The sequence below is a fragment of the uncultured Photobacterium sp. genome (assembly GCF_947502415.1).
GTDB lineage: Bacteria > Pseudomonadota > Gammaproteobacteria > Enterobacterales > Vibrionaceae > Photobacterium.
Window position 1 is genome coordinate 36,906 of sequence record NZ_CANMZV010000006.1, and the last position, 21,094, is coordinate 57,999.

At 49.8% G+C, this 21,094-nt stretch carries 25 protein-coding genes; 8 read left to right on the plus strand and 17 right to left on the minus strand.

Annotated elements, in window-relative coordinates; all coding sequences use genetic code 11:
* Nucleotides 1-3: 3 nt before the first annotated feature.
* The 7 genes from rpsG to fkpA form a co-directional block, all read right to left on the minus strand.
* Nucleotides 4-474 (minus strand): 30S ribosomal protein S7, encoded by a 471-nt coding sequence (gene rpsG / locus Q0852_RS08120; RefSeq protein WP_299016769.1) that lies wholly within the window; start codon nucleotides 472-474, stop codon nucleotides 4-6.
* Nucleotides 475-569: 95 nt separating this feature from the next.
* Nucleotides 570-944: a 30S ribosomal protein S12 gene (rpsL, locus tag Q0852_RS08125; RefSeq protein ID WP_128785183.1), complete on the minus strand. Its 375-nt coding sequence runs from the start codon at nucleotides 942-944 to the stop codon at nucleotides 570-572.
* 177 nt (nucleotides 945-1,121) lie between these two features.
* The gene (tusB, locus tag Q0852_RS08130) at nucleotides 1,122-1,415 is read right to left on the minus strand and encodes a sulfurtransferase complex subunit TusB (RefSeq protein WP_299016779.1); all 294 of its coding nucleotides are present in this window, start codon (nucleotides 1,413-1,415) and stop codon (nucleotides 1,122-1,124) included.
* A gap of 9 nt (nucleotides 1,416-1,424) precedes the next feature.
* A complete protein-coding gene (gene tusC, locus Q0852_RS08135; protein WP_299016782.1) occupies nucleotides 1,425-1,781 on the minus strand; it encodes a sulfurtransferase complex subunit TusC in 357 nt (118 codons plus the stop codon).
* 25 nt (nucleotides 1,782-1,806) lie between these two features.
* Nucleotides 1,807-2,199: a sulfurtransferase complex subunit TusD gene (gene tusD / locus Q0852_RS08140; RefSeq protein ID WP_299016785.1), complete on the minus strand. Its 393-nt coding sequence runs from the start codon at nucleotides 2,197-2,199 to the stop codon at nucleotides 1,807-1,809.
* Nucleotides 2,196-2,918: a transcriptional regulator gene (locus tag Q0852_RS08145; RefSeq protein WP_299016788.1), complete on the minus strand. Its 723-nt coding sequence runs from the start codon at nucleotides 2,916-2,918 to the stop codon at nucleotides 2,196-2,198. Before Q0852_RS08145 ends, tusD begins: the two co-directional genes overlap by 4 nt.
* 259 nt (nucleotides 2,919-3,177) lie before the next feature.
* Entirely contained in the window at nucleotides 3,178-3,987 is an 810-nt protein-coding gene (gene fkpA, locus Q0852_RS08150; RefSeq protein ID WP_299016791.1) for an FKBP-type peptidyl-prolyl cis-trans isomerase, read from the minus strand.
* 201 nt (nucleotides 3,988-4,188) lie between these two features.
* Between fkpA and Q0852_RS08155 the strand changes: the two genes are divergently transcribed.
* Nucleotides 4,189-5,166 (plus strand): hypothetical protein, encoded by a 978-nt coding sequence (locus Q0852_RS08155; protein WP_299016793.1) that lies wholly within the window; start codon nucleotides 4,189-4,191, stop codon nucleotides 5,164-5,166.
* A 19-nt stretch (nucleotides 5,167-5,185) separates the two neighbouring features.
* Complete coding sequence (locus tag Q0852_RS08160; RefSeq protein WP_299016795.1) at nucleotides 5,186-5,407, plus strand: SlyX family protein; 222 nt, start codon at nucleotides 5,186-5,188, stop codon at nucleotides 5,405-5,407.
* An 86-nt stretch (nucleotides 5,408-5,493) separates the two neighbouring features.
* On the opposite strand, the gene slyD is transcribed toward Q0852_RS08160, so the two are convergent.
* From slyD to kefG, 4 genes are all read right to left on the minus strand, one after another.
* A complete protein-coding gene (gene slyD, locus Q0852_RS08165; protein WP_299016798.1) occupies nucleotides 5,494-6,069 on the minus strand; it encodes a peptidylprolyl isomerase in 576 nt (191 codons plus the stop codon).
* A gap of 133 nt (nucleotides 6,070-6,202) precedes the next feature.
* A complete protein-coding gene (locus Q0852_RS08170; protein WP_299016800.1) occupies nucleotides 6,203-6,412 on the minus strand; it encodes a YheV family putative zinc ribbon protein in 210 nt (69 codons plus the stop codon).
* Nucleotides 6,413-6,456: 44 nt separating this feature from the next.
* Nucleotides 6,457-8,259: a glutathione-regulated potassium-efflux system protein KefB gene (gene kefB / locus Q0852_RS08175; RefSeq protein WP_299016802.1), complete on the minus strand. Its 1,803-nt coding sequence runs from the start codon at nucleotides 8,257-8,259 to the stop codon at nucleotides 6,457-6,459.
* Nucleotides 8,249-8,833 (minus strand): glutathione-regulated potassium-efflux system ancillary protein KefG, encoded by a 585-nt coding sequence (kefG, locus tag Q0852_RS08180; RefSeq protein ID WP_299016805.1) that lies wholly within the window; start codon nucleotides 8,831-8,833, stop codon nucleotides 8,249-8,251. Before kefG ends, kefB begins: the two co-directional genes overlap by 11 nt.
* 239 nt (nucleotides 8,834-9,072) lie before the next feature.
* Between kefG and Q0852_RS08185 the strand changes: the two genes are divergently transcribed.
* The 4 genes from Q0852_RS08185 to Q0852_RS08200 all read left to right on the plus strand — a co-directional run bounded on the left by Q0852_RS08185 (nucleotide 9,073) and on the right by Q0852_RS08200 (nucleotide 13,363).
* Complete coding sequence (locus Q0852_RS08185; RefSeq protein WP_299016807.1) at nucleotides 9,073-10,992, plus strand: ABC transporter ATP-binding protein; 1,920 nt, start codon at nucleotides 9,073-9,075, stop codon at nucleotides 10,990-10,992.
* A gap of 92 nt (nucleotides 10,993-11,084) precedes the next feature.
* Nucleotides 11,085-12,056 (plus strand): hydrolase, encoded by a 972-nt coding sequence (locus tag Q0852_RS08190; RefSeq protein ID WP_299017386.1) that lies wholly within the window; start codon nucleotides 11,085-11,087, stop codon nucleotides 12,054-12,056.
* A gap of 88 nt (nucleotides 12,057-12,144) precedes the next feature.
* Complete coding sequence (locus Q0852_RS08195; protein ID WP_299016809.1) at nucleotides 12,145-12,363, plus strand: YheU family protein; 219 nt, start codon at nucleotides 12,145-12,147, stop codon at nucleotides 12,361-12,363.
* A gap of 130 nt (nucleotides 12,364-12,493) precedes the next feature.
* Nucleotides 12,494-13,363, plus strand: coding sequence for a phosphoribulokinase (locus tag Q0852_RS08200; RefSeq protein WP_299016812.1), 870 nt, complete (start codon nucleotides 12,494-12,496; stop codon nucleotides 13,361-13,363).
* A gap of 77 nt (nucleotides 13,364-13,440) precedes the next feature.
* Here Q0852_RS08200 and Q0852_RS08205 read toward each other — a convergent pair whose 3' ends face one another.
* Entirely contained in the window at nucleotides 13,441-13,845 is a 405-nt protein-coding gene (locus Q0852_RS08205; protein ID WP_299016815.1) for an OsmC family protein, read from the minus strand.
* 273 nt (nucleotides 13,846-14,118) lie between these two features.
* Here Q0852_RS08205 and crp point away from each other — a divergent pair, with 273 nt between their 5' ends.
* Both crp and Q0852_RS08215 read left to right on the plus strand, forming a co-directional pair.
* Nucleotides 14,119-14,751, plus strand: coding sequence for a cAMP-activated global transcriptional regulator CRP (gene crp, locus Q0852_RS08210; protein WP_036801200.1), 633 nt, complete (start codon nucleotides 14,119-14,121; stop codon nucleotides 14,749-14,751).
* 191 nt (nucleotides 14,752-14,942) lie between these two features.
* Nucleotides 14,943-15,194: a hypothetical protein gene (locus Q0852_RS08215; RefSeq protein ID WP_299016835.1), complete on the plus strand. Its 252-nt coding sequence runs from the start codon at nucleotides 14,943-14,945 to the stop codon at nucleotides 15,192-15,194.
* Nucleotides 15,195-15,286: 92 nt separating this feature from the next.
* Here Q0852_RS08215 and Q0852_RS08220 read toward each other — a convergent pair whose 3' ends face one another.
* From Q0852_RS08220 to Q0852_RS08240, 5 genes are all read right to left on the minus strand, one after another.
* A complete protein-coding gene (locus Q0852_RS08220; RefSeq protein ID WP_299016837.1) occupies nucleotides 15,287-16,102 on the minus strand; it encodes a DUF1338 domain-containing protein in 816 nt (271 codons plus the stop codon).
* A 24-nt stretch (nucleotides 16,103-16,126) separates the two neighbouring features.
* Nucleotides 16,127-17,587, minus strand: coding sequence for a succinylglutamate-semialdehyde dehydrogenase (gene astD / locus Q0852_RS08225; protein ID WP_299016839.1), 1,461 nt, complete (start codon nucleotides 17,585-17,587; stop codon nucleotides 16,127-16,129).
* Nucleotides 17,588-17,589: 2 nt separating this feature from the next.
* Complete coding sequence (astA, locus tag Q0852_RS08230) at nucleotides 17,590-18,621, minus strand: arginine N-succinyltransferase (protein WP_299016841.1); 1,032 nt, start codon at nucleotides 18,619-18,621, stop codon at nucleotides 17,590-17,592.
* Between the two features lie 134 nt (nucleotides 18,622-18,755).
* Nucleotides 18,756-19,976, minus strand: coding sequence for an aspartate aminotransferase family protein (locus tag Q0852_RS08235; RefSeq protein ID WP_299017391.1), 1,221 nt, complete (start codon nucleotides 19,974-19,976; stop codon nucleotides 18,756-18,758).
* Between the two features lie 408 nt (nucleotides 19,977-20,384).
* Nucleotides 20,385-20,960, minus strand: a complete 576-nt coding sequence (locus Q0852_RS08240; protein ID WP_299016843.1) for an aminodeoxychorismate/anthranilate synthase component II — start codon at nucleotides 20,958-20,960, stop codon at nucleotides 20,385-20,387.
* Nucleotides 20,961-21,094 lie beyond the last annotated feature (134 nt).

Genomic DNA, 21,094 nt, shown 5'->3' on the forward strand with positions numbered 1-21,094 from the left:
GTATTACCAGCGGTAATGTGCGAACGCTTTGTTCGCGTCTGCCATACGGTGAACGTCTTCACGTTTCTTAACAGCAGAACCTTTGTTGTCAGCCGCGTCTAGCATTTCTGCAGCAAGACGCTGAGCCATAGATTTTTCACCACGCTTACGCGCAGCTTCAACCAACCAACGCATAGCTAGTGCGTTACGACGTACTGGACGTACTTCTACAGGCACCTGGTAAGTTGAACCACCCACACGGCGAGATTTAACTTCTACCGCTGGACGAACGTTTTCAAGAGCTTTTTCAAATACTGCTAGGTGTTCTTCACCTGACTTCTCAGCCATTGCATTAAGTGCAGTGTAAACAATTTTTTCAGCAGTAGATTTTTTACCGTCAACCATTAGGATGTTAACGAATTTTGCCAGCAGTTCAGATTTGAACTTAGGATCTGGAAGGATCTTACGCTGACCGATTACGCGACGACGTGGCATGGATATTCTCCGTTGTCTTCTTCAGGTTATCCAAAACTTTTCAGTTTCTTCAAAATTAAATAATTTAAATGTTTGGCCTTACTTAACGGAATCCATTAAGACTTAGGACGCTTAACACCGTACTTAGAACGACCTTTCTTACGGTCGTTAACGCCTGCACAGTCAAGTGCACCACGAACGGTGTGGTAACGCACACCTGGTAAATCTTTAACACGACCACCGCGGATAAGAACAACTGAGTGCTCCTGAAGGTTGTGACCTTCACCGCCGATGTATGAAGTAACTTCAAAGCCGTTAGTTAGACGAACACGACATACTTTACGTAGTGCGGAGTTCGGTTTCTTAGGAGTAGTAGTATATACGCGAGTACATACACCACGTTTTTGTGGACACGCTTCTAGTGCAGGCACGTTGCTTTTAACAACTTGCTTTTCACGTGGCTTGCGTACCAACTGGTTAATAGTTGCCATTAAATAGCTCCTGAAAATTACTTTCGTAAATGTGAAAAATCCGCCTCCCAACAACAGGAGGACGCGAAATTTTAGGCATCGCACTAAGGGGTGTCAAGATCTATACAACGATCAATGGGATGATCATTTCTTAAACAGTCAGAAAAACCTGAAACTGATATCAAACAGACACTGTTTTTATGCCCATTTCATCTGTGTTTCATGCTTTACCGTCAGCGCAACAAACCCTTCAAAATCAATAACTTCAAATGCATCATTAACTTTTCCGGACAAACCTCTGGCAGCTATATCGGCAGCCAGTAAATAAATTTTTACACCCGAATCTTTTATAGACTCGCACCAGGTATTTTTTTCAATACCGGCAATGACGGCATCCTGAACCAACAGAATTTCATCATCTTGGCTTATATAGCGTAGACAACGCTGAAGGGCCTGAGTCTGAAAGGGCGATGTTGAGATGGTATGGAGCATGTCTCGACCTCAGTAGCTTAGAATTCGCTGGCATTGGTGTAGCTTGGCAGTAATATCGTCCTGTTCCAGCACTTCGACATCAATCAGCAACTGACTGCTATCTATTCCCCGCTCATTCAGCGACTGCTGGCAGACATACACATTTTCGATATCGTATAACTCAAGCATTTTAAATGTTGCAATGTAATCGCGGCACAAAATCAGCTCGGGTTGCTGGGCTTTCAGCAACTGAAGCACACCATCACCTACAAAGAAGACATTAATATCTTCGCTATATGCCGAAGTAGCCAATACAGCATCCAGCCCTTCACGACCACTGCTGGTGCCATGCGGGGCACTGTGAAAAACAAAACCTAACGATTTCATGGGGGTCTCTTGAGTGGTAGTGACTTTAGAACTGAATGACACGATCAGCGGTCAGCATGGCTTCAGCCAGCCCCCCTAACCCGGCTTGTTCAAAGCCTGATGCCAGGTTATTGCCCGGTAGCTGGTTTTGCAGTGCTTCTTGCTCACTAACGATCCCGCGGCGCAGTGCGGCGGCAACGCAAGTTTGTAACTCAACCTGATGTTCACCTGCAAGTTGTTGCCAACCGGCCACCAAATCAAACTCGTCAGAGGCAGGTGCCGCCAACGCCGAACCATTCTGGACACCATCCTGGTAGAAGAACACACGTGACAGCTTGTGCCCCTGGCCGATCAAGGCCAGGGCAAACTGATACGCCAACCGGGCTGCCTGAGTGCCGTATGCCGGTCCGTCAATAACCAGCACATAATTCAGACTCATTTATCGCCGTCCTCAGTCTTACGCTGACGGATATAGAGGTAAACTGTGTGTTTGGAAATATTCAAGCGATCAGCAACACGGTTGATTGCATCTTTAATATCAAAAATTCCTTTGTCGAACAGCTCCATCACAATCTGACGGTTTTTAGCATTGTTCGAAACATTTTTGTCAGCATTTATCTCTTCGATAGTACGCTCAACAGTCTGATCCACCAGCTCATCAACATCACTGGCAAAGTTCACGCTCGATGCCGCCTGCTTGGCTTCGTCAGTTGGCATAAACGACTGCAGGATCTGCGCAAAAGGGGCATCCAAATTGATATTAATACACAGCAGGCCGATGATACGGTCTTCACCGTTGCGAATAGCAATGGTGATCGACTTCATCAGATCACCACCCTTGGCGCGGGTGAAATAAGCACGCGAGAAATTACGCTCGGAACCTTCAATGTCCCGAAGCATACGCAATGCCAGATCCGTGATCGGTGAACCAACCTTGCGACCAGTATTCTCACCATTGGCGATCTTAATTGCCGAAGTATTCAAATCTGCCAGTGAATGCAGCACGATCTCACAAAATGGGCCGATCAATGCCGCCAGGCCATCAACCACCGCCTCGTAAGAGCGCAAAATAACGTAATCATGCTCGCTAAATGCACGCGGCTCGATTATGTCACTTTCAACCATCACCTCAGAACTATAGTTATCTGTAGATACCACTTTTCACATCTTCCTTGCTAAAAGCCATTATATTTAGTTTCACTGCTACCGAAGCTCGTGAAAATAAATAGAACGGATAAAATTTAAAATCTTTGTAGTAAGTTTATCAGAATATTGACAGCTGCCTGAAATTTTATATGAACAAGGTCTACTCCCCTTGTTAGCTCAGATCAAACAAATATAAAAAAACCCGGCATAAGCCGGGTTTCATTTATATCAAAGACGGTTTAAGGCCGAAATTCGGCACTAGCCCCGAAACTTACTGAGTAGTGTCAGTTTCTGCAACTTTTGCAGGCTTAACGATATCAAGTAGTTCTACTTCGAATACCAACGTTGAGTTAGCCGGAATGCTTGGGTTCGCCTGAGAACCGTATGCCAACTCTGGCGGGATAACAAATTTGAACTTAGAACCAACAGGCATTAGCTGAACACCTTCAGTCCAACCAGGAATTACCTGATTCAGCGGGAATGTCGCAGGCTGATTACGCTTATATGAGCTGTCGAACTCAGTGCCGTCAGTCAGCATACCCTTGTAATGAACCTTAACGGTATCAGTTGCTGCCGGCTTATCACCTTCGCCCTGAGTTTCCACTTGGTACAGAAGGCCAGACTTGGTCTTCATTACACCTTCTTTTTTCTCGAACTCAGCACGGAACTCTTCGCCGGCCTTAATGTTCTTCTCTGCTTCAGCTTGTGCTTTTGCCGTAACGATTTCAGATACGCGCTTGTCCAGATCCTTAAGTGTCTGCTGAGTTTCTTCTGGGGTCAGGCGGCTCTGATCAGCAAAAACATCACGTACACCGGCCAACACATGTTCACGCTCCAGGTTCAGGCCTAGCTCTTTTTGCTGATCAAGGTTCGCAGCCAGGTACTGTGCCAATGATGCACCGATCGCATAAGCTGCCTTCTCATCTTCAGAAGCAAATGCTGCAGGCACTGCGGCTTCAGACGCCACCTGCTCTACTTTTGCAGGCTCTGCAGTTTTTGTATCAGCTGCTTTTTCATCTTGGCAGCCTACCGCTAGCAGGATCGTTGCAGCCAAAACAGACATCTTTAGAACAGGTTTCATGTATTTCTCCATCATTCGCTGAGGGAATGCCTCATTTTTTATATTCGGCTTTCCACGACTAGTGTGAAAAGCTCGCGATATCAATATACTAATACCAACCGCATTAAAAAACTGCCAAATACTCACTGTTATTTAGTTAATTGATGCGATTGATGCTTTCTTTGCCTTATACCTAGCAGAACAAACCGGAACCAGACCTTAATGCACAAAAAAATACAATGGCTTAGCATTATTTTGGCACTGTTCACCCTAACAGGCTGTTTTTTTTCTGATTCAGAAGTCAAACGCTGGGATCTCGCCCCCGAAGGCGCCACCAGTTTCAGCCTGAGCAGAGACGGCCGCTTTGCTCTATTCTGCTCAACACAACAAGGTATCGTGCTCTGGGATTTACAGCAAAACAAAAGGTTAGCTGATTTCGGTTCTCAAGATCCATATCACAATACAGTGATCACCAGCAAAATCTCCGACAACAACCGCTATGCCATCACTGCGACGGCACAGAATTTTGCTGTCTGGGATCTAGCCTGGGGTCAATCAGAAGGACTATGGTCTATCTCGGATGGCATCATCCGCGATGCCGATATAGCAAGTAACGGCCAGCATGTCTTGCTCGCCCTGTCGAATGGCAAGGCACTGTATGTCGACTTGGGCAGCGGAAGACGGCTAGAGTTCCTTGCCCACAGAGAAAAAGTTAATTCCGTTGCATTATCAGCCAACGGGCAATTCGCCCTGTCCGGCGGCAACGATCACTTTGCCTACCTGTGGGATACCAGCAACGGCCAGATCCTCTATCAGTTTGAACACACTTCCCGGATCAGCCGAGTCGCTCTACAACGCGATGGCAAACTGGCCCTGACTGCCGATGGCGGTAACGATGTTTTTATCTGGGATCTTAACCGTGGCGATAAACAAGCCTCACTGGCCGTACGCCTGCGCCAGCAGAACCTGTCCAGCGCCCGTTTCTCTGATGATGGCAGCCGATTGGTAACCGGTACCCCATCCCGACGTATCGAGCTCTGGGATAGCTCCAGCGGTGACAACCTAGGCCGCTGGGAGGCCGCAGCCAAACAAGATACTCGACCACCAGCAGCAGTGGTGTATGATGTCGCCATCAGTCCTGACGGCCATGTCATCTCAGGCAGCTCTGCCGGCATTGCCCAGGCTTGGACTACCGATTAACACTGGACACATTCGCCTTATGACCGAAATTGAAAAATTACAGGCTCAGATTGACGAGCTGGAAATGAAACAGGCTTTTCAGGAGCAGACAATCGAAGATCTGAACCAGGCCCTGACCGCGCAGCAGTTTCTGATCGACAAAATGCAGGTACAGTTGAAATTTATGGTCGGCAAGGTCAAAGGTATGGAGCCATCCAACCTGGCCAGCGAGTCGGAAGAAACGCCGCCGCCGCATTATTAATGCTTTTTGTGCGATGCAGCATAACGATTAAAAAAACGGGAAGCCAAAGCTTCCCATTTTTTATGCTTTATTAAGAAGAATGCTTCTTAGTGAGAACAGCCACAGCCGCCTTTCTCTTCACCACCACAGCAGCCACCTTCTTCAGCGTGGTCGTGACCGTGGTCATCACCACAGCTACCACCACCGCAGCAACCGCCACCCTGGTGGATGTGACCGTGAGCAACCTCTTCTTCAGTCGCCGCACGTACAGCAACAACTTCCGCGTTGAAAGTCAGAGTTTGGCCAGCAAGCATGTGGTTACCATCAACAACAACATGGTCGCCGTCAACTTCAGTCACTTCTACAGGGATTGGGCCCTGATCAGTATCAGCAAGGAAACGCATGCCTACAGTGATTTCATCAACGCCCTGGAATACATCTGCAGGAACACGCTGAACCATCTCGGCAATGTGCTCGCCGTATGCTTCTTCAGGAGCAACAATCACTTCAAATTTGTCGCCAGCTTCACGACCTTCAAGTGCTTTCTCCAGACCAACAATCAGGTTGTTGTGACCGTGAAGGTAATCAAGAGGCGCTTCAGCTGTTGACTGATCAACAACTACGCCGTCTTCCGTTTTAACCTGGTAGGCAAGGCTTACTACGATGTCTTTAGCGACTTTCATGTTTACTCCGATATTGAGATAGTACCGTTTCAGCGAGATATTGGCGTAATGCACTACCCCGGTGAAACGGTACCTTGTTTTAATCTTCCTGCATAATAACGGATAACGGCACCCAGATGCCAATATCTGCTCGTTATTCTGGCTTGAAGATGCCAATCACTTGATCTTTGGTATGCTGCGCAAGCTGTTTACTATCCTCCACCGACTTAGGAGCCAGGCGGTCGGTATAGTCACAGGCCACGCACTCGACCATTTCGATCTCATTTTCCTTCCACCAGCGCAAAGTATCCTGATTATTGCATTCTGGACACACTGCGCTGGCAATAAATCGTTTTTTTTCCATCAGGCTCTGTCCTTCTTCTGCAGGGAAAGACTATTTCCCCATGGTTAATCCCAACCATTATGCCGGTCACGTTCACCACGCATCTCGCGGTCAAAAATCTCTTCCAGCTCCTTGCGTGCTTCTTTGGCCCGGGACGCCAGATGAACATCTTCAGAATGCTGCGGTAATAGGTCCCGCAAGGCCGTAGTATCAAGCTTACGGAAATATGCCTCGGCCCGCTTGGCTTTATACGGGTGCATACCCAGAGATATGAGGGACTTGCGTCCTAAATCAAGTGCCGAGGAAAAAGTTTCCCGGGAGAAGTCTTCCACACCATGGCTAAGTAATTGATGCGCCTCTACCCGGCTACGCGCCCGCGCCAGAATTTTCAGTTTAGGGAAATATTGCTGGCACAAGGTAACGACTTCCATCACTTCGTCAGGTTCATCGGTACAGATAATGATAGCCTCGGCTTTATCCGCTCCGGCTGCCCGCATCATATCCAGCTGGGTCGCATCGCCATAAAAAACCTTGTAGCCGAATTTACGCAAAAACTGGATCTGACTCGGATCCCGTTCAAGCACCGTAACCCGGATTTTATTAGCAAACAGCAACCGGCCAACCACTTGGCCGAAGCGACCAAACCCAGCAATAATCACCCGAGGCTCCCGGTTTATAACATCCGATTCAAGCTCCTGTTCTTCTTCTCGGAAGGTACGGGCATACCATTTTTCCTGTAACTTTAGTAACAAAGGCGTCGTCACCATCGAGAGACTGACAACCACCAGTAAAAACGCCGACAATTCACCGCCCAGTAGTCCCTCGCCCATTGCGGCAGTAAAGAGTACAAACGCAAACTCGCCCCCTTGACTGAGGATCGCTGCCATCTGACTACGGGACTTAGAACGAATGCCGAACAACCTTGCCAGGCCATACAACAACAGCCCCTTAACGGAAATTAACGCCATGACTGCCAGCAATATTTGTAACGGGTAATCCAGTAGCAGGCCAAGATTGACCGCCATTCCGACCGAAATAAAAAACAGCCCAAGCAGTAATCCCTTAAACGGCTCGATGGCAATTTCCAACTCATGACGATATTCGCTCTCAGCCAAGAGCACCCCGGCAAGGAAAGTTCCCAAGGCCATTGATAGTCCCAATGACTGCATCCCCAAGGCGATACCAATTACCAGCAGCAAAGCCGCCACATTGAACAGCTCCCTCACTCCGCTCATCACAACCCAGCGGAACAATGGCCGCAGCAGGAAATGCCCTCCGACCAGCAAAGCGAGGATCCCCCCAATCATCCAGGCAAAATCAACCCAGCTCCCGCCACCACCACCCGCCAATACCGGCAAGATCGCCAACATAGGGATCACGGCAATATCCTGAAACAGCAGCACCGCAAATCCTGACTGGCCTGTCTCACTGCCATCGAGGTTCTGCTCCTCTATCACCCGCAATGCGATCGCTGTCGATGACAGAGCAAGCCCCATCCCAACAACGAGGGCATCACGCCAGGTAATAGACGGCAGCAGCGAACTGCACGCCATCACAATCACTGTAATCACCAGGCTGGTTACCACAACCTGGCTGCCACCAAGCCCCAAAATAGGTCCCCGCATCTGCCACAGCTTTTTGGGGTTCAGCTCAAGGCCAATTAAAAACAGCAGCAGCACCACCCCAAATTCAGAAAAATGAAGAATCGCATCAACATCGGAGATCAATCTCAGCCCCCATGGGCCAATCACAATACCCGCCAAGAGGTAGCCCAATACCGAACCCAATCCAAGCCGCTGAGCGATGGGCACCGCCACAACCGCTGCCGCCAAGAACACTACGCTAATTGAGAGGACATCACTGGCCATAATCTGCCTCCTTACCTTCACCATCTTTACCCTCGGTAAACGGTGCCTGCAACCACTCACGGTAAAAACGGACATGGGCTGCCAGCTCATGCGCAGGTATACGCCGAGCCCAGTGCAACACCAATGGTTCAAGCCACTCCATCTGGCATAGTGCCGCCGATAACTCGAAAGGCTTGAGAATATCGGCGAGACTGCAACGGTTATAACCGTCCGGGGTATATGCCTCAGCCGCACCACCGGTGGTGATCACTGAGCGCCAATACTTACCCTTGGTTTCAATCCCGTCTCCATGGGCAAACCCTTTGCTAAGCACCACATCCATCCACTCCTTGAGCAGAGCCGGGCAGGAATACATATAGAGGGGGTGTTGGAAAACAATGATGTCATGCTGACGGAGCAGCTCGCGCTCATGGTTAACATCAATAAAAAAATCAGGATAGGCAGCATAGAGATCATGCACCGTCACATGCTCAAGTGTCTCTATACCTTTTAGCATCGCGCAATTCGCCACCGATTCTTCGGGATCCGGATGGGCATAAATTACCAATACTTTTAGCTGTCCTTGTGTGGTCATAATTTCCCTTACAACACCCCTCAGGCTCTCCTTCGCAGGACAGCGTGTATCATCACTCCAGTGCACATCATACATAAATGTGATAACAACGGATCGTCTCTGGTAAAAATTCACCGCCGCTATGATTAAATCTAGCCATGGAATGATAGCCTGGTTAGCAGTCAGAGACTGTTTGGTATAGACTGCCGCTCATTTCGTGTACTTTATTTTGCGGAGCGGGGCTGCCCCCGACACTGTCGATGATTACCTTTTCGGACATTCAACTACTACGAGGCGGTAAAGTCCTTCTCGATAACGCCACAGCAACCATCCATCCCGGAGACAAAGTCGGCTTGGTCGGCAAGAACGGCTGCGGCAAATCTACCCTGTTTGCCATGCTCAAAAGCGAGCTAAGCGTCGATGCTGGTAACTGTCAGTTTCCAGCCAACTGGGAACTGGCTTGGGTAGCCCAGGAAACCCCGGCTCTAGAGCGCAGTGCGATTGAATACGTCATCGATGGTGACCGAGAATACCGCCAACTGGAGCGTGACCTTTCCGCAGCCGAAGAAGCGAACAACGGCAACAAAGTTGCCGAACTCCACGGCAAACTGGAGACCATCGGTGGCTACAGCATCCGTGCCCGCGCAGCCGAGCTGCTAGACGGCCTGGGCTTTTCCCAGGAACAGATGCAGTGGAACCTGACACAGTTCTCCGGTGGCTGGCGGATGCGACTCAACCTGGCCCAGGCCTTATTGTGCCGTTCTGACCTGTTGCTGCTCGACGAACCGACCAACCACCTGGATCTCGACGCTGTGATGTGGCTCGAAAAGTGGCTGCAAAACTACCGGGGAACACTGGTGTTGATCTCCCACGACCGGGACTTCCTCGATCCGGTGGTGAACCGCATCATCCATATCGAAAACCAGACCCTGAACAGCTATACCGGCAACTATTCATCGTTTGAAAACCAACGAGCAGAAAAAATGGTATTGCAACAGGCTATGTACCAGAAGCAGCAGAAACAGATGTCGCATATGCAGTCATACATCGACCGCTTCCGCTACAAAGCCAGCAAAGCCCGCCAGGCACAGAGCCGAATCAAAGCCCTCGAACGAATGGAAAAAGTGCTACCGGCGCAGTTCGATAACCCGTTCAGCTTTGAGTTCCGTGAACCAAGTGCCCTGCCTAACCCTATCCTGATGATGGATCAGGTCGCAGCCGGTTACGACGATAATCTGATTCTGGAAAAAATCCGCCTGAATCTGGTACCGGGCAGCCGCATTGGCCTGCTGGGCCGAAACGGAGCCGGTAAATCAACCCTGATCAAACTGCTTTCCGGAGAGCTGCCTGCCAAGGCTGGCGATCTGGCCTACTCTCAGGGCGTAAAAATCGGCTACTTTGCCCAGCACCAGCTGGAAACCCTGTACATGGATGACACACCGGTACAGCACATGGCCCGTATTGCTCCGCAGGCAACCGAGCAACAACTTCGCGATTACCTCGGCAGCTTCGGTTTTATCGGCGACAAAGCACTGGAAAAAGTCGGCCCATTCTCCGGCGGCGAAAAAGCACGTCTGGTACTGGCACTTATCGTCTGGCAGCGCCCTAACCTGTTGCTGCTCGATGAACCAACCAACCACCTCGACCTCGACATGCGTCAGGCACTGACTTTGGCCCTGCAGTCTTACGATGGTGCCATGGTGATTGTCAGCCACGACCGTTACCTGCTGCGTGCTACCACCGATGACCTTTACCTGGTCCACGACCGCAAAGTAGAACCGTTCAACGGTGATCTGAACGACTACCACAAATGGCTGACCGAACAGCAACGCAACGAACGCCGGGAGCAGCAGGCAGAAAAACCGGAAACCAACAAGGACAACAGCGCCGCATCTCGTAAAGAGCAAAAACGCCTGGAAGCCGAGTTCCGCAAACAAACCGCCCCGCTGCGCAAGCAGATCGACAAGCTGGATAAAAAGATGGAAAAGCTCGGTGCCGAAGTTGCCGATGCCGAAACCCAACTGGCCGATCCGTCGATCTACGAAGCAGAAAGCAAGGCTCGCCTCAATGAGCAGCTTAAACGCCAAGGCGATGCAAAATCGGCGCTTGAAGATATCGAAATGGAATGGATGGAATTGCAAGAACAACTTGAGGCCATGGAAGCCGAGTTCCATGTCTGATGGAGTGATCTTTGAACCATGCCAGTTCTGGCAATTCAGCCTGGGCGATTATGCCCAGGCTGGTATCGAGCCTAAAAAAGGAAACTCAGCCGATGATACCCTTTGAGCCTGCCCGCGGGCTGCGTAATGCCCACCTGCAAACCCTGCTGCCTCGTTTTCTCCGCCGCTCACCGCTTTTTACACCGATAGAACAACGGCTAGATACACCAGACGGTGATTTCCTCGATTTGGCCTGGACCGCCCCCGCCGAGGAATATCCGCCCAATCAACCAATAATGATCTTATTCCATGGCCTGGAAGGCAGTTTTCGCAGTCCCTATGCCAACGGACTCCTTAATGCAGCCAAGCAACAAGGCTGGCTCGGCGTGATGATGCATTTTCGCGGTTGCAGCGGGGAAATCAACCGCCTGGCCCACGGCTACCACTCCGGCGAAACCTCGGATGCAACCTTCTTCCTGACTTGGCTGCGCCAGCAATTCCCCCAGAATCCGTTTTGGGCCGTCGGCGTCTCGCTCGGTGGCAATATGCTGGTGAACTACCTGGCAGAAAATCCGTCAAAATCCGAAATTGAAGCAGCACAGGTCATTTCACCACCACTCAGCCTCTCCTCTTGCTCGGAACGGATCCAACAAGGTTTCTCCCGGGTCTACCAGCAATACCTGCTCAGTTCAATGAAGAAAAACCTCAGCCAAAAAATTGCAATCCTGCCGGATAAAATGCCGCTGACGGCCAGTGAGGTTGAGCAAATCCGAACACTGTGGCAGTTTGACGAGCAAGTCACTGCGCCGCTGCATGGCTTCAAAGATGCTGCTGACTACTACCTGCGCTGCAGCGGGATCAGCAAGCTACAACAAATCACAACTCCACTGCGGATCATTCACGCCGCAGACGATCCCTTTATGACCAATGCAGTGATCCCAACCGAGCCTCTTCCCGGCAATATCGACTACCACCTCACACCCAACGGCGGCCATGTCGGCTTTGTCTCTGGAACATGGCGCAACCCGGAGTTCTGGCTGGAAAAAACAGTACCGGAGTGGTTTGATAAAATCGCCTGCTCCTAATTTCGAGGATAATACCCATAATCACGCTCTACAATTAATGAAACTGCCAATATAATCCTTCCACCACCCGTAATTTTAGAAACCCACAATGATTATTCCCTGGCAGGAAATCGATCCGGATACCCTGAATAACCTGATTGAACATTTCGTACTGCGCGAAGGCACCGATTATGGTGAAAACGAGCTGAACATGTCACAAAAAGTCGAGCATGTTCGCCAGCAACTGGCAGCAGGAGAGGCCGTGATTGTTTTCTCCGAACTGCATGAATCAGTTGATATCAAGCTGCGCCGCGAATTAGGAAGCTAATCCCTCCGGCAACCCGGCAGCCATATCTGTCTGCGGTATCATTTTTACCTTTCGGCTCCGGGTTCTGCTTGACCTTACCTTACCAGCCTGTTAATAACTCTTGTTGTAAATGTTAACGACAGGGTTTGTCATGTCTGCAAAACATCCAATCATTGCAGTAACAGGATCTTCAGGAGCTGGAACATCTACGACTTCCGAAGCTTTTCGCAAAATGTTCAATATGATGGGCATCAATGCCGCCTGGCTGGAAGGAGACAGCTTCCACCGCTTTACGCGGCCGGAAATGGACGTCGAGATCCGTAAGGCAAAAGAACAGGGACGCCATATCAGCTATTTCGGCCCCCAAGCCAATGATTTTGCCCAACTGGAAAGCTTCTTCCGTCAATACGGTGACGACGGCAGCGGCAAGTTCCGCCGTTACCTGCACACCTTCGACGAAGCAGTGCCGTATAACCAGATGCCGGGAACCTTTACCCCATGGCAGGACCTGCCGGAAAACACCAGCCTGCTCTTTTACGAAGGCCTGCACGGTGGCGTGGTCGACGGTGATACCAATGTAGCCCAGCATGTCGATCTACTGATCGGCATGGTACCTATCGTTAACCTTGAGTGGATTCAGAAGATCGTAAGGGATACTCGTGATCGCGGCCATTCCCGGGAAGCGGTTATGGAATCAATCGTCCGCTCAATGGACGACTACCTTAATTACATCACCCCGCAGTTCTCGCGCACCCACATCAACTTCCAGCGGGTACCCACAGTCGATACCTCCAACCCGTTCAGTGCCAAGGCTATCCCGAGCCTGGACGAAAGCTTCGTGGTGATCCGCTTTCGCGGAATCAAAAACGTCGACTTCCCCTACCTGCTCTCAATGATCCAGGGCTCCTTCATGTCACGCCATAACACCCTGGTAGTTCCGGGCGGCAAAATGAGCTTTGCTATGGAGCTGATCATGCGACCGTTAATCCAGCAGCTGATCGATACCGGGAAGATCGGGTAGAGAACACATATAAAAAGAGGTAACCGAGTAACGCAACACGAGGTGTTCGTTACTCGACACTTTAATAGCAAGATCTTCTAAGCCTTAACAACCTCATAAGAATGCGTCATCTCAACACCTTCACCCAGCATCAAACAAACTGAACAATATTTTTGCAGCGAATCTGCAACGGTTTTGGCTACCACCCCTTCATCCAAATCATGACCTGTGACCACAAAGTGCAGATTGGCTGAAATAAAAATACGCGGCGCCTGCTCACGACGGACAGAGGATATCAGTGCTTCGCAGGCTGTAATTTTTTGCCCAGCAGATTTCAGGCCGTCAACCACATCCACCGAGCTACAGCCCCCCGCGGCCATCAAAACCATTTCCATTGGACTTGGCGCTTTTTCGCCACTATTACCATCCATAACAATGCAGTGCCCCGAATTTGACTGTCCTAAAAAGGTCATTCCCTCGACCCATTTCACTCGCGATTGCATGGCTTTCTCCTTACTAAAATCAGGTGGTTTCGGCACATGATCACAACTGTGTGATCATGTGCACACTAATGATTACAAAATGGCCTTTTCTGATAGATCAATATCAAGAAATACGTGCCGAAAAAAGATAAACTTTGAAACTAATTATTCAAGTGAGCTTGCAGCCCAGCTGCTGACTGAATATCCTAGATGGCAAACAATTTTATTGTTAAGCCCAGCTTCAATTTTTAGGGATGTCGTTGTTGGGCAACAAACGCAGAGGAAGTTAGTAATATGGTTCCAGGTAAACCTCAAACAGATCCAACTCTAGAGTGGTTTCTTTCCCATTGCCACATTCACAAATACCCTTCAAAGAGCACTTTGATTCACGCTGGTGAGAAAGCAGAAACCCTCTACTATATCGTCAAAGGTTCTGTTGCCGTATTGATCAAGGATGAAGAAGGCAAGGAAATGATCCTGTCTTACCTAAACCAAGGTGACTTCATCGGTGAGCTTGGTCTATTTGAAGAAGGTCAAGAACGTACCGCTTGGGTTCGCGCCAAAACACCTTGTGAAGTGGCAGAGATTTCATTCAAGAAATTCCGCCAGCTAATTCAGGTTAACCCTGACATCCTGATGCGTCTGTCAGCTCAGATGGCAAGCCGTCTACAGGTAACTAGCCAGAAAGTAGGTGATCTCGCATTTTTGGATGTTACCGGTCGTATCGCACAGACACTGCTGAACCTTGCTAAGCAGCCAGATGCGATGACTCACCCAGACGGTATGCAAATCAAGATCACCCGTCAGGAAATCGGTCAGATCGTTGGCTGTTCACGTGAAACTGTTGGTCGTATTTTGAAAATGCTTGAAGAGCAGAACCTGATTTCGGCACACGGTAAAACTATCGTTGTCTACGGTACGCGCTAAGCAAACCGTACACAAATAACAAAAAGCCGCTGATGCGGCTTTTTTTGTCGCTGCGATCATCCCCTTAAGGAATAACAGCAGAGTTATCAGACATAATTTGCTACCTAGCTCACTCTCCCGGCTCTTGAAGTCCGACCCATTAATGCTACATTGTGCATATCTAATTGGCATCACTCTGCTCCAATTCCAAGATGAAAGGAAAACATCAGGCTTGGGCAGACAATAAGGAACGTCATGATATGGATATCGAACGCTTTGCCCCTAACGCCGGAACGACCATCCCCTCGGTTATCGCCACCCTGCCCCCAACTGTAGAGCTGACCGGTTTCAGTGATCAGCGCCACTATCTGGAGCAGCACGCTATCTTCACCAGGCAGTGCCGACGAACCACAACTAACAGCGAGTTTGACTGTCCTTCACTCGACAGCCACCTCTGCCGGTGATTTATATAACGATAAAACAAAAAGCCCCACCGTCTCAGCAACTGTGGGGCTTGTTATACTTGTTTATAAAAGACTAACTAACACCTTCGTGATTAATAGCCGGTAAGAGGGGGCTGGCTATTGGTGCTTTCAAATATTTTATCGGCAGAAGCAGCCACAAATCCCTGATACAATTCACCGTCTTCCTTCGGATAACGCTTGGCAAACTCATAAAAACCACCCGGAATAGTGTGCATGCCATCAAGAAATTGTACCGACACCTTATCCGCCATAGTTGAAGACTGCTCCAGCATTTCTTCCGGACTCCCCTTCACTTCCCCGCCAGATTCATTAATCACAAAACCGTTGTGGCGCAGCAGGTGGTTTACCTCATGGATTTCAGTAAACTGCTCCAGCTGGTTAATACTGACGGTAAAATGATTAGCTCCAAAACCGTGAGCTGCCAACCACCCCGCATATTCACTCTCGGCAGCCAACAACTCATAAGTTGCAAAATCTAAGTCCCACAACCGGCCACCATAAAGGAAAGACGGATCATGCATGGCAGACTCAGGAACCTGAACCACAAGCTCGCGAACCGTTTCCTGTAACAGGGAAGAAAACTGTCCGACCATCAGTTCACTGATAAACACCTTAGGCGCTAAAGGATTGGGATGCTCAAAATGCTCAGCATAAAGCTTCTTTGCCTCAAAATGGTATTTACCACACGGCTTGTAACCGATAGCGATAAACGGGGCTGCCAGCCTATCAAGCCCTACCTGAGGCAAATTAAACGTTCGCAGGGCAATATGGTCATTGAGCAAGGACTCATCTTCTTCTAGTAAGTCATGCACTTGCGCTGCTGAAGGACAGAGCCGCTCGGTATAGTCCTTCCACAATGCATTAAATAGTTGTTCGACCCTTTCCATGATGGCGCTCCCTTTTCTCTTTTGTCATTCCAAAGTAATACCCGGCGACAACTGCGTCGGCAGCTCGGTTTGTTCACCTTCCATCGACGCCATCGGATAGGCACAATAATCAGCAGCATAATAAGCACTAGGCCTTAGGTTGCCCGACGCTCCCGGACCACCAAACGGCGCATCGCCGCTGGCACCCGTTAGCTGGCGGTTACGATTGACGATTCCGGCACGGATGTGATCGATGAAGTATTGCCACTCATCATCTATCGTCGAAATCAAACCGGCCGACAGGCCATAGCGGGTATCATTCGCCAGCTCAACCGCCTGATCTAAATCCCGGTAACGGACAACCTGCAATAGCGGGCCAAAATATTCTTCATCAGGTAGAGCTGCAATCTTGCTGACCTCAATAATCGCCGGAGTAACTATCGCCCCCTGGCCACGCTTAGCTTCCAAAAGCGCTTCGCCACCCTGCTTTAGCAAATCAGCTTGGGCCTTGATAATATTATCTGCCGCCGCCTCGGAGATCTGTGGCCCCATAAATGGCTGGGGGTCGGCAAACGGGCCGTCAATCTTCAGCTTCGCCGTTGCCTCGACCAACCGAGCCAACAACGCATCCCCCTCTTCACCTTGAGGCAAGTAAAGGCGACGGGCACAGGTACAGCGCTGGCCGGCACTGATAAAAGCAGATTGAATAATAGTGTAGACAGTCGCATCAAGCTCGCCATAGTGTTTCGAAATAACCATCGGGTTATTTCCCCCCATCTCAAGTGCCAGCATTTTGCCGGGATGGCCCGCAAACTGGCGATGGAGAATATGGCCGGTATTGGCACTGCCGGTAAAGAGCAGCCCATCAATTCCCTGAGATCCAGCCAATGCCTCACCGGTTGCCCGACCACCTTGGACTAAATTGATCACGCCATCAGGTAACCCGGCCTCCTCCCACAATCTCATGGTTTCTTCAGCCACTTTCGGAGTCAGCTCAGACGGTTTGAAAACGACAGTATTACCCGCCAGCAAGGCCGGAACAATATGGCCATTAGGCAAGTGACCCGGGAAGTTATACGGGCCAAAAACCGCCATAACTCCGAGAGGGCGATGACGCAACACCGCCTGGCTTCCGGCCACCTCTTTCTGCCGAAAGCCGGTTCGTTCTTCATAAGCCCTCAGCGAGATGGCAATTTTTCCCACCATCGCAGCGGCTTCAGTTCGGGTTTCCCACAACGGCTTACCGGTCTCTTCAGCAATAGTACGCGCGATATTTTCACTGTTAAGTTTTATCTGCTGGGCAAAACGCTCAACAATAGCCTTACGTTCAGCAAAGCTCAGCTTTTGCCAGCCCAACAACGCCTGACGCGCACTGGTAACGGCCTGCTCAACCTGCTCGGGCGCCGCGCCCTGTCCACGCCAGATCACATCGCCGGTAAACGGGTTCAGTGACCGCATTACCTCGCCTTTACCGGCTTGCCAACTACCCGCAATCCACTGTGTCATGCTCATCTCCCGTCATACTTTTGTAGAATCAGGCGAACCGGATCACCGTTTTTGACCTGTAACGCCTTAGCTGCTTCTGCGCTAATCTGGGCAACCTGATTTTCATCATCCAGACCAACTTTGGCTGCGACCGCACGGAATCCAGTAAACGAGGCATTACTGACAAGACAATCCTGACCTTTGCCCGGCTCACCAATCACTACCGTACAACGCTGAGAATGGCGCACCGATTCGATATTTCGCACATCGCATTCAACCGTAGGTCCTGCATCAAAAATGTCGACATATCCACGGCAAGTGAATCCTTCCTGCTCCAACAAGCGTATGGCCGGACGAGTTTTTTCATGCACCTGTCCAATAACCGTCTGCGCTTCTTCGCTCAGCAAGTTGACGTAAATTGGCAGTTTCGGCATCAAATCGGCAATAAAGCCTTTCTTGCCAATCCCTGTCAGGTAGTCAGCCAGCGTAAAATCAATCGAGAAGAAATGCTCTTTCAGCCAATCCCAAAATGGCGAGTTACCTTCCTCATCGGAAACACCCCGCATTTCGGCTATCACAGTCTTATCAAAACGATCCGGGTGCTCCGCCATCATCAAGAACCGGCACTTAGATAACAGGCGACCATTGGGGCCTTTTCGCCATTCGGGGCGCAAAAACAGCGTGCACAGCTCACTCACCCCGGTGTAGTCATTACCGAAGGTGAGAACTTTGACCACATTATGGACATTGAGGCGGCGAGATGAATGAACAACGGTACTGAGGTGATAAGTATAGAAAGGGTTATCCAACCCGATTGCTGCCTCTATTGCTGTGGTACCTGCCACCTCGCCGGTCTCGGTATCTTCTGCCACCATCAGGTAACCTTCCGGTCCCGGCTTTGTGACATCTTTGGCAAAGCTCTCGATTGAATGGGTGATCTTATTGCTCAAGATCTCTTCGTTCACTGGCAGTGATGTAAAACCATGGCCAGACTCTTCGGCACATTGCATTAACGCCGGCAGATCGGCTTCAGTAATAGGACGTATAACCAGCATCGAACTCCCTCCTGATGCAGGTAGCGGCCATCGCCGCTAGCTAATCGTTATCAAACTTAGGATCCCTGTCCCTCCTATCTTGCTCGGGGCCAGGCAATTGTTGGCGGCCAAGCTCCTGCCAGCCGCAATGTGATTTATTGGGACTGATGTAGCTTGGCAATCGCACGTTCAAGACGCGACATGCCTTCAGCAATTTCAGCTTTGTCGATCACCAGAGACGGAGTAAAGCGCACCACGTTAGGCCCCGCAACCAGCACCATCAGGCCTTCTTCGCCGGCAGCTAAAAGAATGTCGCGAGCACGCCCCTGCCATTGGTCATTCAAGGCAGCCCCGAGTAACAAGCCCTTACCACGAACTTCAGTAAAGGTCGGGTACTTGTCATTAATTCGATCCAGCGCTTCGCGGAACCACTGTTCTCGCTGCTTAACACCAGCCAGAACCTCTGGAGTGGTGACTTCGTCAACCACAGCTTCAGCCACGGCACAGGCCAACGGGTTACCGCCATACGTTGAACCATGAGTTCCCACTTTCAGGTGGGTAGCCAGCTCCGACGTCGTCAGCATAGCACCAATAGGAAAACCGCCACCGAGTGACTTCGCGGTACTGAGGATATCCGGTGTTACACCCAGCCCTTGGTAGGCATAGAAATCACCGGTTCGCCCATTACCTGTCTGGACCTCGTCGAAAATCAGCAAGGCATTGTGCTTGTCACACAGTTCCCTTACTCCTTGAATAAATTCCTGCGTTGGCGAAATTATCCCACCCTCACCCTGCAGCGGCTCCATCATCACCGCACAGGTACGCTCCGACATATTTTCGGCCAATCCGGCCAAATCATTGTAGGCAAGATGGGTCACATCTCCCGGTTTCGGACCGAAGCCATCAGAGTATGCCGCCTGCCCCCCGACCGTTACGGTAAAGAATGTCCGGCCATGGAAGCCTTGCTGGAATGAAATGATTTCCGATTTCTCCGGACCGAATTTATCGGCGGCATAGCGACGGGCAAGTTTCAACGCAGCCTCATTGGCTTCCGCGCCGGAGTTGGCAAAAAAGACTTTTTCCGCAAAGCTGTGCTCGGTCAGTTTTTTCGCCAGGCGCAAAGCCGGCTCATTGGTCATGACATTACTCAAATGCCATAACTTCTCGGCCTGCGCCTTCAGCGCACCAACCATCGCGGGATGACAATGACCCAGGCAGCTCACTGCAATACCGCCAGCAAAATCAATATATTCCCGGTCATCCTGATCCCACACGCGTGAGCCCTGGCCTCTGACCGGAATAATCTGCATTGGTGAATAACAAGGCACCATGACCTCATCAAACAACTGACGCCCTACTTTGTGCTCCTTCGTCATCATCGTTTCCTTCTGTGAATTTTACCTTAAGCATAGTATTTACATTTTATTAACCAATTCCAATAGCAGAATATTTTTTTATCCCGCCTTTCGTCTGATTAACTCTCTGAATTAAACATACTTATGCACTGTTTGGGAAAAATTATTAAGCAAAAAACAGAAAACATAGTCTTTCCACTTGGGAAACATAGGATCAAGCCATACAGGCATGCATAAAATTCCCACAATAAAGCTGCGATTAAAAACAAACAAAATGTTAAAAAAAGTGATAAAGATCGCGACAAACTCCCCAATCAATCAATCTGGAAAGCTCTTTTTATGAGGGAAATGTGTAATCTTGTGGGTAGACAAACCACTACTCAGCAGTTTGAAGCAGAATAAAACTCTGCAGAGGTAAGCCAAGTTAGGCTAGCGACGAAGAAAGTTGGCCAGAAGCTGATGTCCTTGCTCGGTCAAAATACTCTCTGGGTGAAATTGCACGCCTTCGATCGGCAGTGATTTATGAGCTATCCCCATGATTTCGTCAAACTCACCATTACGCTCCGTCCAGGCTGTGATCTCAAAACAATCCGGCAGAGTATCGGCTTTCACCACCAGGGAATGATAGCGGGTCACCGTCAACGGGTTATTCAATTCAGTAAAAACACTGCGGCTGGTATGGCTAACCGGTGATGTTTTACCATGCATCACTTGGCGGGCACGCACGACTTCAGCCCCGAAGACCTGAGCTATCGACTGGTGGCCAAGGCACACCCCCAGAATGGGCAGTTTACCGGCAAAATGTTCGATGGCTTGGAGGGAAATCCCCGCCTCATTCGGCGTACATGGACCCGGTGAAATCACCAGATGGGACGGTGACAAAGTTTCAATGCCTGCTATATCGATCTCGTCGTTACGTACGACTTTCACTTCCGCACCCAGCTCGCAAAAGTATTGATACAAGTTGTAAGTAAAAGAGTCGTAATTATCGATGATCAGCAGCATTTGAAACGTCAGCTCCAAGGATGGATTGGCGGTCTATTTTGCTACAGGGAAACAGAAAGGCAAGCAGAAACCATATTTTGTGTCCTGAGAACCGACACAAATAAGAAAGGCCAGCTAATTGCTGGCCTTGATGA

Excerpts from the sequence above, each read along its gene's own strand:
- rpsG (WP_299016769.1), bottom strand. The coding sequence starts at position 474 with ATGCCACGTCGTCGCGTAATCGGTCAGCGTAAGATCCTTCCAGATCCT.
- rpsL (WP_128785183.1), bottom strand. The coding sequence starts at position 944 with ATGGCAACTATTAACCAGTTGGTACGCAAGCCACGTGAAAAGCAAGTT.
- tusB (WP_299016779.1), bottom strand. The coding sequence starts at position 1,415 with ATGCTCCATACCATCTCAACATCGCCCTTTCAGACTCAGGCCCTTCAG.
- tusC (WP_299016782.1), bottom strand. The coding sequence starts at position 1,781 with ATGAAATCGTTAGGTTTTGTTTTTCACAGTGCCCCGCATGGCACCAGC.
- tusD (WP_299016785.1), bottom strand. The coding sequence starts at position 2,199 with ATGAGTCTGAATTATGTGCTGGTTATTGACGGACCGGCATACGGCACT.
- fkpA (WP_299016791.1), bottom strand. The coding sequence starts at position 3,987 with ATGAAACCTGTTCTAAAGATGTCTGTTTTGGCTGCAACGATCCTGCTA.
- Q0852_RS08155 (WP_299016793.1), top strand. The coding sequence starts at position 4,189 with ATGCACAAAAAAATACAATGGCTTAGCATTATTTTGGCACTGTTCACC.
- Q0852_RS08160 (WP_299016795.1), top strand. The coding sequence starts at position 5,186 with ATGACCGAAATTGAAAAATTACAGGCTCAGATTGACGAGCTGGAAATG.
- slyD (WP_299016798.1), bottom strand. The coding sequence starts at position 6,069 with ATGAAAGTCGCTAAAGACATCGTAGTAAGCCTTGCCTACCAGGTTAAA.
- Q0852_RS08170 (WP_299016800.1), bottom strand. The coding sequence starts at position 6,412 with ATGGAAAAAAAACGATTTATTGCCAGCGCAGTGTGTCCAGAATGCAAT.
- kefB (WP_299016802.1), bottom strand. The coding sequence starts at position 8,259 with ATGGCCAGTGATGTCCTCTCAATTAGCGTAGTGTTCTTGGCGGCAGCG.
- kefG (WP_299016805.1), bottom strand. The coding sequence starts at position 8,833 with ATGACCACACAAGGACAGCTAAAAGTATTGGTAATTTATGCCCATCCG.
- Q0852_RS08185 (WP_299016807.1), top strand. The coding sequence starts at position 9,073 with ATGATTACCTTTTCGGACATTCAACTACTACGAGGCGGTAAAGTCCTT.
- Q0852_RS08190 (WP_299017386.1), top strand. The coding sequence starts at position 11,085 with ATGATACCCTTTGAGCCTGCCCGCGGGCTGCGTAATGCCCACCTGCAA.
- Q0852_RS08195 (WP_299016809.1), top strand. The coding sequence starts at position 12,145 with ATGATTATTCCCTGGCAGGAAATCGATCCGGATACCCTGAATAACCTG.
- Q0852_RS08200 (WP_299016812.1), top strand. The coding sequence starts at position 12,494 with ATGTCTGCAAAACATCCAATCATTGCAGTAACAGGATCTTCAGGAGCT.
- Q0852_RS08205 (WP_299016815.1), bottom strand. The coding sequence starts at position 13,845 with ATGCAATCGCGAGTGAAATGGGTCGAGGGAATGACCTTTTTAGGACAG.
- crp (WP_036801200.1), top strand. The coding sequence starts at position 14,119 with ATGGTTCCAGGTAAACCTCAAACAGATCCAACTCTAGAGTGGTTTCTT.
- Q0852_RS08215 (WP_299016835.1), top strand. The coding sequence starts at position 14,943 with ATGAAAGGAAAACATCAGGCTTGGGCAGACAATAAGGAACGTCATGAT.
- Q0852_RS08220 (WP_299016837.1), bottom strand. The coding sequence starts at position 16,102 with ATGGAAAGGGTCGAACAACTATTTAATGCATTGTGGAAGGACTATACC.
- astD (WP_299016839.1), bottom strand. The coding sequence starts at position 17,587 with ATGACACAGTGGATTGCGGGTAGTTGGCAAGCCGGTAAAGGCGAGGTA.
- astA (WP_299016841.1), bottom strand. The coding sequence starts at position 18,621 with ATGCTGGTTATACGTCCTATTACTGAAGCCGATCTGCCGGCGTTAATG.
- Q0852_RS08235 (WP_299017391.1), bottom strand. The coding sequence starts at position 19,976 with ATGACGAAGGAGCACAAAGTAGGGCGTCAGTTGTTTGATGAGGTCATG.
- Q0852_RS08240 (WP_299016843.1), bottom strand. The coding sequence starts at position 20,960 with ATGCTGCTGATCATCGATAATTACGACTCTTTTACTTACAACTTGTAT.